This window comes from Allomesorhizobium aridi, assembly GCF_043769475.1.
Taxonomy (GTDB): Bacteria; Pseudomonadota; Alphaproteobacteria; order Rhizobiales; family Rhizobiaceae; genus Allomesorhizobium.
In genome coordinates this window covers 3398876-3411820 of record NZ_CP171729.1, presented here as the reverse complement: position 1 = coordinate 3411820, position 12945 = coordinate 3398876, and the positions used below count along the sequence as shown (strand labels likewise).

Genomic DNA, 12945 nt, shown 5'->3' with positions numbered 1-12945 from the left:
CCTAGCCTGCTACTCCGCGGCTTCCACGAACCGATGTCGCTCGTAGAGGAACTTCAGGACCGCCTCGCGGCAGCGGAGATAGGTCCGGTCGGAAGCCAGCCCGATGCGCTGGCGCGGCCGCTCCAGCGGAACAGGCAGCACCTCGCCGACACGGGCGGCCGGGCCATTGGTCATCATCACGATGCGGTCCGACAACAGCACGGCCTCGTCGACATCATGAGTAATCATGATCATCGTGTTGCCAAGCCGGGCATGAATATCCATCACTGCGTCCTGCAGATGAGCGCGGGTCAGCGCGTCGAGTGCGCCGAAGGGCTCGTCGAGCAGCAGGATTTTAGGCTCCATGGCGAGTGCGCGGGCGATGCCGACGCGCTGTTTCATGCCGCCGGAGATTTCGGCGGGCCGCTTGTCCACCGCATGTGCCATCTGCACGAGGTCGAGATTGCGCATGATCCAGTCATGCCGTTCGGCTTTTGTCTTCGTGCTTCCGAAGACCTTCGACACCCCGAGCTTGACGTTCTCGTAGACGGTGAGCCACGGCAGCAGGCTGTGGTTCTGGAACACCACCGCGCGGTCGGGGCCGGGGCTGTTGACCTCCTTGTCCTCCAGCAGCACGGCTCCGGCCGAAACGTCCGTCAGTCCGGCGATCAGATTGAGAAGCGTGGACTTGCCGCAGCCGGAATGGCCGATGATCGAGACGAACTCGCCCTCGGCGATGCTGAGCGAAATGTCCTTGAGCACTTCCGTGCGCTGGCCGCCCCGCTCGAAATGCTTATCGATGTGGTCGAGTTTCAAATAGGCTTTCATGATGCTGTCCCTTAGCTCGCGGCCGTGCCGCGTGTGACGAAAGCGCCGACCGTCGCGACCACGCGGTCGAGCACGAAGCCGGTCACGCCGATGTAGATGAGCGCCACGATGATGTCGGGCAGCCGGGAGGAGTTCCAGGCATCCCAGATGAAGAAGCCGATGCCGACGCCGCCGGTCAGCATCTCGGCTGCCACGATGGCGAGCCACGACAGCCCGATGCCGATCCGCAAGCCGGTGAAGATGTAGGGCGCGGCGGCCGGCACCATGATCTTCACAAAGAACTCGACCTGGTTGAGCCGGAGGATGCGCGCGATGTTGCGGTAGTCATCGGGGATATTGCGGACGCCGACGGCGGTGTTGATGATCACCGGCCAGATCGCCGTGATGAAAATGACAAAGATCGCCGACGGGCTGGAATCGCGAAAGGCGGCTAGCGACAGCGGCAGCCAAGCGAGCGGTGGCACCGTGCGCAGTATCTGGAACACCGGGTCGAGGCCGCGCATCGCCCAGACCGACTGGCCGACCAGCGCGCCGAGCGCCACGCCGACGATCGCGGCGAGGCCGAAGCCGATGGCGACGCGCTGCAGCGACGTCAGCACGCGCCAGGCAAGGCCGATGTCCTGCGAGCCGTAGTCGAAGAAGGGGTAGGCGATGAGATCGTAGGCCTCGGTCCACACTTGGGATGGCGGCGGCAGGCTGGCGTCCGGCGATGAGCAGGCCACTTGCCAGATCGCGAGGATCGCGATGATGACGACCGTTGGCGGCACCAGCGTGTTTGCGATATTTCGCGCGATGGCCGCCGGATTGAAACGGCTCGCCGCCTTGCGAGCGAAAGGAATGACTTCGGATTGCCGGGCTGGCTGCGGGAAAGCCTTCACTTCGGTTTCCTTGACGGCTTGGATGGACATCCAGAAAGCTCCATTTGGCAGGTCGGTATCAGGCCGGCGCCGCAAGCGGCGCCAGCCTGAGTACACGCGTCAGGACGAGGCCTTGATCGACAGGCTGTCGAGATAGGCCGACGGGTTTTCGGGATCGAAGATCTTTCCGTCGAAGAAGGTCTCGACGCCGCGTGACGGCGACGCCGGAATGTCGGCCGCCGCGACACCCAGTTCCTTGGCCGCCTCGCGCCACAAATCCTCGCGGTTCACCTGATCGACCAGCGCCTTAATGTCGGTATCGGGCGCGAATTTGCCCCAGCGGATGTTCTCGGCAAGGAACCACGCGTCGTGGCTTTTGAACGGATAGGAGGCGCCGTCCTTCCAGAATTTCATGTAGAGGTCAGTGCCCGTGACAGTGTGGCCGTTGCCGTAATTGATGTCGCCCTTGAGGCGGCCGATAATGTCGGCCGTCGGCACGTTCATCCATTGCCGCTTGCCGATAATGCCTGCCATTTCCTCCTTATTTTCCATGGCATCGCACCATTGCTGGGCCTCCATGACGGCCATGAGGATGGCCTTGACCGCATTCGGGTTCTTTTCGATGAACTCGGCGCGCAGGCCGAGCGCCTTTTCCGGATGGCCCTTCCAGAGTTCGCCGGTGGTGGCGGCGGTGAAGCCGATGCCCTGGTTGACGAGTTGCTCGTTCCACGGCTCGCCGACGCAGAAGACGTCCATGTTGCCGACTTTCATGTTGGCGACCATCTGCGGGGGCGGCACGACGATGGTCGAAACATCCTTGTCCGGGTCGATGCCGCCGGCGGCGAGCCAATAGCGGATCCACAGGTCGTGCGTGCCGCCCGGGAAGGTCATGGCGGCTTTCACTTCCTTGCCCTCGGCCTTCTTCCTGGCGAAGACTTCCTTCAGCTTCGATGAATCGAGGCCAACGCCGGTCTCGGCATATTCCTGTGCGACGGAGATGGCCTGGCAGTCATAGTTCAGCCGGGCGACGATGCTCATCGGCAGGGGCTGGTTGTTCTGCGTCACCTTGCCGGTGTGCATGAGATAGGGCATCGGCGTCAGGATATGGGCGCCGTCGATGCCGTTGGCCTCGCCGCCGAGTACGAGGTTGTCGCGGGTGGCGCCCCATGACGCCTGCTTCAGCACTTCGACATCGGGCATGCCGTGCTTCTCGAACAGCCCCTTCTCCTTGGCGATGATCAGCGCCGCCGCATCGGTGAGCGCGATGAAGCCGAGCTTGGCGGCAGTGACTTCCGGCGTTGCAGTGGCGGCATAGGCGCCGGAAGGAAGCAATTTGCGTGCGGCTGCGAGCAGGGCGGCCGTTGCGGCGGCTTGCTTAAGAAAGTTGCGGCGAGTGGCCTGCGGTAAGGTCGTTGCAGTTGCGATCCGTTTCGTCATCGTTGTCTCCGGTTGGGGGCAGTGGGAGGCTGCGGTTTCGATTGCGTGTCGGGGTTAAAATAGAAAAAGCTGCCGGCCAGCCTCCGCGTCCGTTCATCCGGGATCGCGAATTCCTGATCGGCAGCTTTGCCTGTGACGCCCGCCATTGGACGTCTATTCCGTGACCATGGGCCCAATCGCTGCAAAGCAGGAACCGTGCCAGTTCAGGTGGATTAGAAAATACTAAATGAAATCAGCGACGAGAGTAGCCAGCGTCTGATCGGCTGCGAGCCCGGACGGTCCAAACAAGGATCATCTCAAATAGCCAAAAGCATAAATATTGTGCAGCGCACAAAGATGGCGCGAAAATGATCAGCGGTATGATCGGCCGGAAGCCGTATAGCAGTCTCGGAGGCGGACCCTTCATCTGCACCTAAGTCAGCTCCTGGCGCGATCAAGCCGGCCGGCGCATCAGCTCAATTCGTACAGCCAAGGAGCGTACTAAGTCGCAATCGGGTCGACTCGAGCCGTTGCGCGAAGAGCAGCTCTTGAGAAGGGGTCTGAATGTCGCGAATGGCGCACGTGGTCGTCCTGCACGATCGCGTCGGACTTCCGCTCACCATCCAACTCGGACGTTCCTATGATTGGTGACGGTTGTTACAAGCCCAAAAAACACCGCCGTCGTTTTGCACTTGTCTGACGTTGAACCCTCTCTGCAAGCGGGAGACAAGCCCTTACTCGATCAGACCCATCCTCAGCGCCTTGGCCACGGCCTGCATCCGGTTGACGGCGTTCAGCTTCTGCGCGGTGTTGGTGAGATACTGGTTGGCGGTGTGCACCGACAGTTTGAGCAGCCGGGCTATATCCTCGCTGGTGTAGCCGTTGGCGGTCAGCTTCAGGCATTCCAGTTCGCGCTTCGAGATCGAGGGCGCCTTGCCGAATTCGCCCGGCCTGATGCGCGCGACGGCGCTGAACAGCGAAAAGCAGCGCGCGTGGATCTCGTGCAACTGGTCGGCCGGCAGGGCGATTTCCGGACCGTAGAAGACGGCGAGACCGCATTGCCCGCGCTCGGCATAGACCGGAAAGGCGATGCCGGATGTGCCCGGTACGAGTTCGGCGGTTTTGACCGCGCAATCCAGCGCCGCGAATGCGGCGGCGGAGGCTGCGAACTCGTCGCTGCTCCACCAGCAGGGGAGCGTCGACATGCGCGCATGGCGGACAATGTCCTCGCCATTGCTGCCGGACACGAATTTGGTCGGGACCGACACCTGCGGATAATCGGAATCGAAGCACGGCATCAGGCGCGCCCGCTCGATGGAAGGGCTGACGAAGAAAAGTCCGAACGCGGCTGCGTTGAGGTCGATGGCGATCCAGCGGCAGCGCCGCACGGCGTCGGGAATGGTGACGGCGTGGTGCGTTTCGGAACCCAGCGAGAAGGCGCCGAACGGATTGCGGTGCTCGCCGAACAGCGACTGCGCGATGCTCTTGACCTCTTCCGGTTTCATATGATGCCGCTCCTGATCGCGGTCGCCACCGCCGCGGCGCGGTTGGGCGCGGAAAACTTCTGGATGGCGTGGGTGATGTAGCTGTTGACCGTGTTGGACGAGACACCGAGGATCACCGCCACCTCGTCGGTCGTCTTGCCTTCCGAAACCCAGAACAGGCATTCGCGCTCGCGATCCGAGAGTGGGTCCTGGAGCGCTGCCGCAGCCAGCAGCTCCGGCACCTGCGAAAGCGCGTAGCAGCACTTCATCTGCGCGCGCATCAGGTCGGAGGGCTCGATCCGGCCGGCGGCGGCAGCCGAGAACATCAGGAACAGGCGCTGGCGGCCGACATTCAGCTTCAGCGCGAAAATCTCGCCATGGCCGAGCACGTCGAGCAGCTTTGCTTCCTCCGCGCTCAACACGTTGGGCAGGGCGGGCGCCTCGGCGGTGACGATGCCGCGCGGCCTGATGCCCGGCGAAACGGCGAGCGGGCTCTGGGCGAGGCTGGCGATCAGACGGTGGCCGGCAAGCTCGATCGCGTCGAAGATCCAGTTGGAGGCGACGATGCGCGCATCGTTGCGATCGCGGTCGTGGACGATGGCGACGAGCATGTAGCTGTCGGCGTTTATCTCGCTGGTCAGCTCCATCAGGAAACTGGTCAGATCGCCCCGCGAAGCCAGCCTGACGGCGAGCGGCTTCGGGTCCGGAATCTGCGCTGCGAGGCTGGTCATTATTCCCATTGCCGAATCGATATAAAAGCCGGTCGCCGGCATGCCCGGCGGCCGAACCCGAAACGCATCAACTGATACGAAAACACTTCACAGGCGCGGAGAAACCGCGCCATCGGTCGAATCCCTGGGGAACACGCGAAACCGGCCGCGCCTGCACCGGAAAAACCCGGATCGTCAGACTTGTTGGTGGTTTGCCAAGCCCCCCACGGACCGGCTGATTCGGGTCTAATCTAACGCAGACGAATCAGACATAAAACCGGAAATTACTAAAAATTTAACCATAGGGTTGCAGCGGTCCCGGAGCGCGGTCCGGCGGGCATCGCGACGGGTCTTGCCATTGGCGGCGTTAAGAGGCATTGCCGAAACAGCCACCAGGGAGAGAAACCGATGAAACGTTCCCGCATCAACGAGATCATCCGCGAGGGCGACGCCTTCATCCGCTCCTTCGGCTACATCATGCCGCCCTTCGCCTATTGGTCGCTGGAGGAACTGAAGTCGCGCAGGCCGGAAGGCATCATCGACGCCCGCCTCGGCTGGGACATCACCGACTACGGCCAGGGCAAGTTCGACGAACTCGGCCTGTTCCTTTTCACCGTTCGCAACGGGCGCGCCGAGGATCTGGCGCGCGGCACGGGCATGCTCTACGCCGAAAAGATCATGATCTCGCGCAAGGACCAGTTGTCGCCGATGCACCGGCACGTGGTGAAGGCCGAGGACATCATCAACCGCGGCGGCGGAAAGCTGGTGCTGGAACTGTTCATGCCGGCGGCCGACGGCGGTATCGACCGCGAGGCCGAGGTGGTGGTGCCGACCGACGGCGTCATCCGCAAGCTGCCGGCCGGCGGCCTGCTGAAGCTCGATCCGGGCGAGAGCGTCACGCTGCTGCCGGGCGTGTGGCATGCGTTCTGGGGCGAGGGCGGCGACGTGCTGATCGGCGAGGTCTCGACCGTCAATGACGACCTGACCGACAACATCTTCGCCGATCCGATCGGCCGCTTCTCCAACATCGAAGAAGACGAGCCGCCGCTGCGCCTGTTGGTTTCGGACTACGACCGCTGGATCGACGGCAAGGGCTGACGGCGGTCAGGCAACCGCATCACTCTGCCGGCTTCATCTCGCCGAGCACGGTCGGGATGAGCTCCGAAACGGTGGGGTGGATGTGCATCGCGCGCTGCAGCGTCGTGTAGGGCGCCTTGGCGTACATGGTGTCCAATATGCAATGGATGGCCTCGTCGCCGCCGGTTCCCAGGATCGCGGCGCCGAGGATTTCCTTGCTGTCGGCATCGGCGACGATCTTCATGAAGCCCTGCGTCTCGCCCTTCTCGACGGCGCGGCCGACCCGCGTCATCGGGCGCGTGCCAACGAGGAGTTTCCGCCCCGACTTCCTCGCCTCGGCCTCGCTCATCCCGGCGCGGCCGAGCGGCGGATCGATATAGAGCGCGTAGGCGGGCAGGCGGTCGCTGACGCGGCGGCTGTCGCCGTCGAGCAGATTGGCCGCCACGATCTCGAATTCGTTGTAGGAGGTGTGGGTGAATGCGCCTTTGCCGTTGCAGTCGCCCAGCGCCCAGATGCCGGGAGTGCTGGTGCGCAACTCGTCGTCCACCGTTATGTAGCCGCGGCTATCGGTCTTGACGCCTGCCTTGTCCAGCCCGAGATCGTCGGTGTTGGGTTTTCGGCCAACCGCCAGCAGCACGTGCGAGCCGAGCACCTCGCGGTCGCCGGAGCTGCAATCCACTCCGATGCAGACCTCCTCGCCGCGCGGCTCGAAGCTGATGCATTCGGAATCAAGACGGATGCCGATGCCTTCCTTCTCCAGGATATCCTTCACCGCGACGGAAATATCCTCGTCCTCGCGCGCGATCAGGCGCGGGCCTTTCTCGACCACCGTGACCTCGCTGCCGAAACGGCGGAACATCTGCGCGAATTCGAGGCCGACATAGCTGCCGCCGATCACCACCAGGTGCCGGGGCAGGAAGTCGACATCCATCATCGAGCTGTTGGTGAGGTATTTTATCCGGTCGACGCCCGGCATTTCCGGCACGGAGGCCCTGCCGCCGACATTGATGAAGATGCGGTCGGCCTCGAGCAACTCTTCGCCGACGCGTACTTCGCGCGGCGATTCAAACCGCGCATGGCCGCGCAGGAGCGTGCATCTTTCCATGCCGCCCAGCCAGGTTTCGAGATTGCCGCGCGCGTCGAGCGTGACCTTGTCCTTGCGTGCCTTCACCGCCTTCATGTCGACGCCCACCGGGCCTACGAGGGTCACGCCGTAGTCGGCGGCGCGGCGGGCGATATGGGCGGCATAGGCGCTGGCCACCATTGCCTTGGTCGGCATGCAGCCGGTGTTGACGCAGGTGCCGCCGAGGAACTTGCGCTCGACGATCGCGACCGTCATCCCGGACGCGGTGAGGCGGCCGGCCAGCGAAGGCCCCGCCTGTCCAGCGCCGATAATGATGGCGTCGAATTTTTGGGTCATGCGACTGCCGATACTATCAGAAATGCGCCGACGATGGCCACGGCGTCCTCGAGAAGCGCGATCATGAGCGAATGTCCAGGCTATGGTCAAACGACCGGAACTCGTTATGGTTGAGGAGGAGTTCACGTGCTCGGGTGACCGAAAATGTCCAGCGTTGCTTCCGCGTCTCACCGCAAGGATAGAGCGCCAGGCATCAATCTCGCAGCAAACGGAAAGCTTCTCTCAAATGCGCCCAATCGGCTCGGCTATCTTGCGCCGACCAATCCGGCCATCGGTGCGAGAGGAATCCGTGCGATCTTTGAAGCCCAGGGATACGTCCTGCTGAAAGGGCTTTTGAAGCGTGCGGACGTTGTCGAGTTCCGCGGATGGGTGTTCTCGCATCTTGCCGAGGCCGGGTTGCTCCAGTCCGACAGCGATCCGCGAGCGGGGATTGCTGCCTCGGAGGGCGCAGATCGCAGGCATGCGGACAGGCGCTTGATGTCCATAGTTCGTTCGGCCGCTTACGAAGGATTTTGCGCACAGCCGGCGCTTTCGGGCTTCATGGACGAGTTTCTGTCGGGCCTGTCCTATCTGCACAAACGCAAAATCATGCGCTTCACATTGCCGAATACCGACGCGGTCACTCCCGCACATTATGATCTCGTCTACCTCCGCGGCGGCACGAGCCGGATTGTCACGGCCTGGATACCGATCGGCGACATTCCTGTCGACATGGGAGGGCTATGCTATCTCGAGAGCTCTCATGCCATTGGGACGGCCATGGAAGCCGAGTTCAACCGTCAGAACGCGGAACTGACGCCGCAGGAGCGCATAAGCGCGTTCAATCGCAACATGACCGAGGGTGGCTGGGTCTCCAAGGACCTTCCGGAGATGGCCGACCGTTTCAATACGCGCTGGCTGGTGGCCGACTATGAGGCAGGCGATGTGGTCCTGCACAGTCCGTACATGATCCATGCGTCTACCACGAATCGAGGCGCCGAAGGGCGAATTCGCTTGTCTACGGACATCCGTTACCAGAACATAGACGATGAAATAGATGCGCGCTGGAGCAATCACTGGACCCTCGACGATATGCTCTAGATCGGCGCGAAAGCAGGCCGGGGCACCCAGCCAGTCGGGGAAGTGCCGAACTCGATCCGCCATGGTCCGTGCGGACGCATCCAGCCGGCCAATTGACGGCCTAAAGTCCTACCCGCACGCTGATCGGTAGTGGTGCTGCGCCAGCAAGGGAACCGGAACGCACGAGGACCGAAATCGAGATGATGGTAGCGGGAAGTGGACTCGAACCACCGACCCCAGGATTATGATTCCCGTGCTCTAACCAACTGAGCTATCCCGCCACAGGCGAAGGCCCGAAGGGTGGGTTCGCCAAGGTCGGCCGGGATATAGTGGCGCTGGGGCAGGCATGTCAAGCACGGAGCGCGGCGTCGGGCGCGACAATCCATCCTCGCAAATGGACCTTTGCCTGCAATCAATCGTGTCGGAGGCCGGGCTTGAGTTCGTGCCGTCACGCCGTTATGTCTCCGCGCGACGCATTTCTTGAGCATAATGAAATTGATGACACCGCGTATTGCAGTCCTTGGATGCGGATATTGGGGCTCGAACCATATCCGCACCCTCAAGGCGCTTGGCGCCCTCCATGCCGTTTCGGACGCCAACCGCGCCCGCGCCGAAGGATTCGCCAGCGAGCAGGATTGCCTTGCGATCGAACCGGACGCGCTTTTTGCGCGCAAGGACATCGACGCGATCATCATAGCGCTGCCGCCGCAATACCACGCCGATACCGCCATCCGCGTGGTCGAGAACGGCAAGGACGTGCTGGTCGAAAAGCCGATCGCGCTGACCGTGGCGGACGCCGAGCGCTCCGTGCGGGCCGCCGAAAAGCATGGCCGCATCTTCATGACCGGGCATGTGCTGCGCTTCCATCCGGCTTTCGAGAAGATGAAGGAGTTGATCGACAATGGCGAACTCGGCGACGTGAAGTATATCCATTCGCATCGCCTCGGCCTCGGCAAGTTTCACACCGAGAACGACGCGTTGTGGGATCTAGCGCCGCATGACCTGTCGATGATCCTGGCGATAACCGGGACGGCGCCGATCGAGGTGCGCGGCGAGGGCGCAGCGCTGCTCGACCATCTCTCCGATTTCGCGCATCTGCACATGCGCTTTCCGAATGGCTTGAGAAGCCATCTGTTCACCTCGCGGCTCAACCCCTATCGCGAGCGCCGGCTGACCGTCGTCGGCACCAAGGCCATGGCGGTGTTCGACGATGTCGAACCGTGGGAGCGCAAGCTCGCGGTCTATCGCCATGCCGTCTGGCAGGACAGCGGCCAGTGGGCGTTCACCGCCAACGAGCCGGCCTATGTGCATGTCAAGCAAGGCATGCCGTTGACGCGCGAACTCGAGCACTTCCTGCACTGCATCGAGACGCGGGCAGCGCCGCGCACCAGCGGCGAGGAAGCGATCGCGGTGCTGCGCATATTGACCGCGGGCGCCGTCATCCACGATTAGTTGGCGCTGCGCGGCCAAAACCACCAGGTCAGCAGGCCGGCCGCGACAATCCAGGCAGCGACCACGAGCAGCGCGCCCGCCCGGCTGCGCGGCTGCGTTTCCAGCCTGGCCGCCGTCGCACGGAATTCTTCCATCAGCCCGGCTGGCACAAGCCTGACCGCGATCCAGATGCCGGCCGGAACGATCAGCAGATCGTCGAGATAGCCGAGAACCGGGATGAAATCGGGAATGAGATCGATGGGGCTCAGCGCATAGGCCGCGACCAGGGCAGCTAAGGCCTTCGCATACCAAGGGGTGCGGGGATCACGGGCGGCGAGAAAGATAGCGACCGCATCGCGCCTGACGCCTTTCGCCCAGCTTTTGAGGGCGGCAAGCATCGGCCGCCCGCCTCTATTCCGCGGCGATGTGCGCCGGCTTTGCAGCAAGTCGGGTCAACATCGCCTCGGCTTCCGCGGCGCGCTCGGAGCGTTCGATGAAGCCGCCGCCCAGAACGCGCGCATCGTTGCCGTCGTCTGTATAGAGCACGCAGGCCTGGCCGGGCGCGATGCCGGACTCGCCATCGGCGAGTTCCACCCAGCTCGCGCCGCCGCGATGGTGCAGCATTGCCGGGCGCGGCGGCCGCGTCGAACGTACTTTCGCGAAGAGCTCCAGTCCCTCGGCGGGAATTGCGCCGATCGGCCCGTCGCCGAGCCAGTTCACGTTGCGCAGATAGATCTTGTGGGTTTCGAGCGCCTCGCGCGGACCGACAATTACCCGCGCCCGCTCGGCGTCGAGGTGCACCACATAGAGCGGTTCGCCGGAAGCGACGCCGAGGCCGCGGCGCTGGCCGACCGTATAGCGCAGTATGCCTTCATGGCGGCCGAGCACGCGGCCGTCTATGTGGACGATGTCGCCCGGCGTCGCTGCCGTCGGCTTGAGCTTGGCGATGATGTCGGAATACTTGCCCTGCGGCACGAAGCAGATGTCCTGGCTGTCCTGCTTGGCCGCGACGCTCAGGCCGAGCTCTTCGGCGATGGCGCGGACCTCCGGCTTCGGCAATCCGCCGAGCGGGAAGCGCAGATAGTCGATCTGCTCCTGCGTGGTCGCGAACAGGAAATAGCTCTGGTCGCGATCGACATCGACGGGGCGGTAGAGAGAGCGGTGCGCCCCATTGGCGCGGCTGCGGATATAGTGGCCGGTCGCAAGCGCATCGGCGCCGAGTTCGCGCGCCGTCTCAAGCAGGTCGGCGAACTTCACCGTCTGGTTGCACGACACGCAGGGGATCGGCGTTTCGCCCGAGACATAGCTTTCAGCGAACGGCTCGATCACTGACTTGCGGAAGCGCTCCTCGTAATTCAGCACGTAATGCGGAATGCCCAGCGTCTCGGAGACGCGACGCGCGTCGTCGATGTCCTGGCCGGCGCAGCACGAGCCGGCGCGATGAGTGGCCGCGCCATGGTCGTAAAGCTGCAGCGTCACGCCAACGACATCGTAACCTTCGTTCTTCAGGATTCCCGCGACGACCGAGGAATCGACGCCGCCCGACATCGCCACCACGACGCGGGTGTCTTCAGGCCGTCCCGGCAGGTCCAGGCTGTTCATACAGAGGGTTCCATGTTCCAAATTTGGGCGCTTCATGCCAACGAAGCCAATATAGGTCAAGGAAGTGCGAAGCGCCACTTTTGGGCCGATTGCCCAAGCCTTTGCAAACAAACGGCATTTCCGGCGATGCCGGCAAAGGACCGTCGCGGCCGGGCGGTAACGAAGGATTCACCATAGTTACCCAACGCTTACCGGGCGTTTAGGCAAATTTTAAAGCTGTTGGGTTATCCTCAAGGTGATTGGGTCTTTGAGTTTTTGTAGAGAGTACTATGACCGATCTGGTTAGACCGCGTGTCAAATATGTGATTGGGCCAGACGGCAGCCCGCTTACCATTGCCGATCTTCCTCCGACGAATACCCGGCGCTGGGTCATCCGTCGCAAGGCCGAAGTCGTCGCCGCCGTCCGCGGCGGGCTGCTCAGCCTCGACGAAGCCTGCCAGCGCTACAAGCTGACGACTGAGGAATTCCTGTCCTGGCAGGCCTCGATCGACGAATACGGCCTGGCCGGCCTGCGCACCACGCGCATCCAGCAATACCGGCACTGACGCCGGGCAACACATCCCGCTCAGGACTATCGGCCTTGGCGCTTCGCCAGGCCCGACGCAACGGCCGTAAGGACGGCCGAGGCGGCAAAGAACCATAGGCCGGGCTTGGTGAACGCTGTCGCGAGACCGCTGGTCTTGGCAGCGAATATCACCAGCGATACCAGCACCACGTCGAGCATCGACCAGTTGGCCAGCGCGCGAAACCAGCCAGGTATCCGCACGCGGCCGGAGGCTCCGCCGTAGGCTGCAAGGTGAAGCACGCATAGCTTCATCGCCGGGAAAATCAACGAAAACAGCGCGATAACGATGGCGAGGGCAGCGTCGCCTTCGGTCCACAACCCGGAGACGATCCCGAGCAGCGACGGCTCGTCCGCAAACACGAACAGCCGCTCCACGCGGATCAGGGGCAGGGCGATGCCGAGCGCGAACGAGACGGTCGCGGCCAAAAGGAGTGTCGGAAGGACGAACTGCATCGCCGCGCTATAGCGGGTGCGCGCAGCTTGCGAAAGCGCCGCGGTCGCGGCTCGCCGGGCTATT

Annotated in this window: 13 protein-coding genes and 1 tRNA gene; 4 read left to right on the top strand and 10 right to left on the bottom strand. The window is 63.1% G+C overall.

Features of this window, described 5'->3' with window-relative positions:
- Positions 1–9 precede the first annotated feature (9 nt).
- From ACG873_RS18805 to ACG873_RS18785, 5 genes are all read right to left on the bottom strand, one after another.
- The gene (locus ACG873_RS18805; RefSeq protein ID WP_394886644.1) at positions 10–807 is read right to left on the bottom strand and encodes an ABC transporter ATP-binding protein; all 798 of its coding nucleotides are present in this window, start codon (positions 805–807) and stop codon (positions 10–12) included.
- 11 nt (positions 808–818) lie between these two features.
- Positions 819–1715 (bottom strand): nitrate ABC transporter permease, encoded by an 897-nt coding sequence (gene ntrB, locus ACG873_RS18800; protein WP_394886642.1) that lies wholly within the window; start codon positions 1713–1715, stop codon positions 819–821.
- 69 nt (positions 1716–1784) lie between these two features.
- On the bottom strand, positions 1785–3101 hold the full coding sequence (locus tag ACG873_RS18795) for a CmpA/NrtA family ABC transporter substrate-binding protein (RefSeq protein ID WP_394886640.1): 1317 nt from the start codon (positions 3099–3101) through the stop codon (positions 1785–1787).
- Between the two features lie 713 nt (positions 3102–3814).
- A complete protein-coding gene (locus ACG873_RS18790; protein WP_394886638.1) occupies positions 3815–4585 on the bottom strand; it encodes a helix-turn-helix transcriptional regulator in 771 nt (256 codons plus the stop codon).
- Positions 4582–5295, bottom strand: a complete 714-nt coding sequence (locus tag ACG873_RS18785) for a helix-turn-helix transcriptional regulator (RefSeq protein ID WP_394886636.1) — start codon at positions 5293–5295, stop codon at positions 4582–4584. Before ACG873_RS18785 ends, ACG873_RS18790 begins: the two co-directional genes overlap by 4 nt.
- Positions 5296–5682: 387 nt before the next feature.
- Between ACG873_RS18785 and ACG873_RS18780 the strand changes: the two genes are divergently transcribed.
- Positions 5683–6372 (top strand): D-lyxose/D-mannose family sugar isomerase, encoded by a 690-nt coding sequence (locus ACG873_RS18780; RefSeq protein WP_394886634.1) that lies wholly within the window; start codon positions 5683–5685, stop codon positions 6370–6372.
- A gap of 19 nt (positions 6373–6391) precedes the next feature.
- Here the strand turns inward: ACG873_RS18780 and ACG873_RS18775 are convergent, their stop codons facing one another.
- On the bottom strand, positions 6392–7771 hold the full coding sequence (locus ACG873_RS18775; RefSeq protein ID WP_394886632.1) for an FAD-containing oxidoreductase: 1380 nt from the start codon (positions 7769–7771) through the stop codon (positions 6392–6394).
- A 144-nt stretch (positions 7772–7915) separates the two neighbouring features.
- Here ACG873_RS18775 and ACG873_RS18770 point away from each other — a divergent pair, with 144 nt between their 5' ends.
- On the top strand, positions 7916–8851 hold the full coding sequence (locus tag ACG873_RS18770; RefSeq protein ID WP_394886630.1) for a phytanoyl-CoA dioxygenase family protein: 936 nt from the start codon (positions 7916–7918) through the stop codon (positions 8849–8851).
- A 183-nt stretch (positions 8852–9034) separates the two neighbouring features.
- Here ACG873_RS18770 and ACG873_RS18765 read toward each other — a convergent pair.
- Positions 9035–9111: transfer RNA gene (locus ACG873_RS18765), tRNA-Met, on the bottom strand.
- 217 nt (positions 9112–9328) lie between these two features.
- Between ACG873_RS18765 and ACG873_RS18760 the strand changes: the two genes are divergently transcribed.
- Positions 9329–10282, top strand: a complete 954-nt coding sequence (locus ACG873_RS18760; RefSeq protein ID WP_394886628.1) for a Gfo/Idh/MocA family protein — start codon at positions 9329–9331, stop codon at positions 10280–10282.
- On the opposite strand, the gene ACG873_RS18755 is transcribed toward ACG873_RS18760, so the two are convergent.
- Positions 10279–10659, bottom strand: a complete 381-nt coding sequence (locus tag ACG873_RS18755) for a YkvA family protein (RefSeq protein WP_394886626.1) — start codon at positions 10657–10659, stop codon at positions 10279–10281. The genes ACG873_RS18760 and ACG873_RS18755 overlap by 4 nt on opposite strands.
- 13 nt (positions 10660–10672) lie before the next feature.
- Entirely contained in the window at positions 10673–11863 is a 1191-nt protein-coding gene (gene mnmA / locus ACG873_RS18750) for a tRNA 2-thiouridine(34) synthase MnmA (RefSeq protein ID WP_394886624.1), read from the bottom strand.
- A gap of 269 nt (positions 11864–12132) precedes the next feature.
- Here mnmA and ACG873_RS18745 point away from each other — a divergent pair, with 269 nt between their 5' ends.
- Positions 12133–12408: a DUF1153 domain-containing protein gene (locus tag ACG873_RS18745; protein ID WP_013529904.1), complete on the top strand. Its 276-nt coding sequence runs from the start codon at positions 12133–12135 to the stop codon at positions 12406–12408.
- 26 nt (positions 12409–12434) lie between these two features.
- Here the strand turns inward: ACG873_RS18745 and ACG873_RS18740 are convergent, their stop codons facing one another.
- Positions 12435–12881, bottom strand: coding sequence for a paraquat-inducible protein A (locus ACG873_RS18740; protein ID WP_394886618.1), 447 nt, complete (start codon positions 12879–12881; stop codon positions 12435–12437).
- Positions 12882–12945 lie beyond the last annotated feature (64 nt).

Bases quoted from the DNA above. Each gene is read 5' to 3' on its own strand.
- ntrB (WP_394886642.1), bottom strand. From the start codon at position 1,715: ATGTCCATCCAAGCCGTCAAGGAAACCGAAGTGAAGGCTTTCCCGCAG.
- mnmA (WP_394886624.1), bottom strand. From the start codon at position 11,863: ATGAACAGCCTGGACCTGCCGGGACGGCCTGAAGACACCCGCGTCGTG.
- ACG873_RS18760 (WP_394886628.1), top strand. From the start codon at position 9,329: ATGACACCGCGTATTGCAGTCCTTGGATGCGGATATTGGGGCTCGAAC.
- ACG873_RS18755 (WP_394886626.1), bottom strand. From the start codon at position 10,659: ATGCTTGCCGCCCTCAAAAGCTGGGCGAAAGGCGTCAGGCGCGATGCG.
- ACG873_RS18770 (WP_394886630.1), top strand. From the start codon at position 7,916: ATGTCCAGCGTTGCTTCCGCGTCTCACCGCAAGGATAGAGCGCCAGGC.
- ACG873_RS18795 (WP_394886640.1), bottom strand. From the start codon at position 3,101: ATGACGAAACGGATCGCAACTGCAACGACCTTACCGCAGGCCACTCGC.
- ACG873_RS18740 (WP_394886618.1), bottom strand. From the start codon at position 12,881: ATGCAGTTCGTCCTTCCGACACTCCTTTTGGCCGCGACCGTCTCGTTC.
- ACG873_RS18745 (WP_013529904.1), top strand. From the start codon at position 12,133: ATGACCGATCTGGTTAGACCGCGTGTCAAATATGTGATTGGGCCAGAC.
- ACG873_RS18775 (WP_394886632.1), bottom strand. From the start codon at position 7,771: ATGACCCAAAAATTCGACGCCATCATTATCGGCGCTGGACAGGCGGGG.
- ACG873_RS18780 (WP_394886634.1), top strand. From the start codon at position 5,683: ATGAAACGTTCCCGCATCAACGAGATCATCCGCGAGGGCGACGCCTTC.
- ACG873_RS18790 (WP_394886638.1), bottom strand. From the start codon at position 4,585: ATGAAACCGGAAGAGGTCAAGAGCATCGCGCAGTCGCTGTTCGGCGAG.
- ACG873_RS18805 (WP_394886644.1), bottom strand. From the start codon at position 807: ATGAAAGCCTATTTGAAACTCGACCACATCGATAAGCATTTCGAGCGG.
- ACG873_RS18785 (WP_394886636.1), bottom strand. From the start codon at position 5,295: ATGACCAGCCTCGCAGCGCAGATTCCGGACCCGAAGCCGCTCGCCGTC.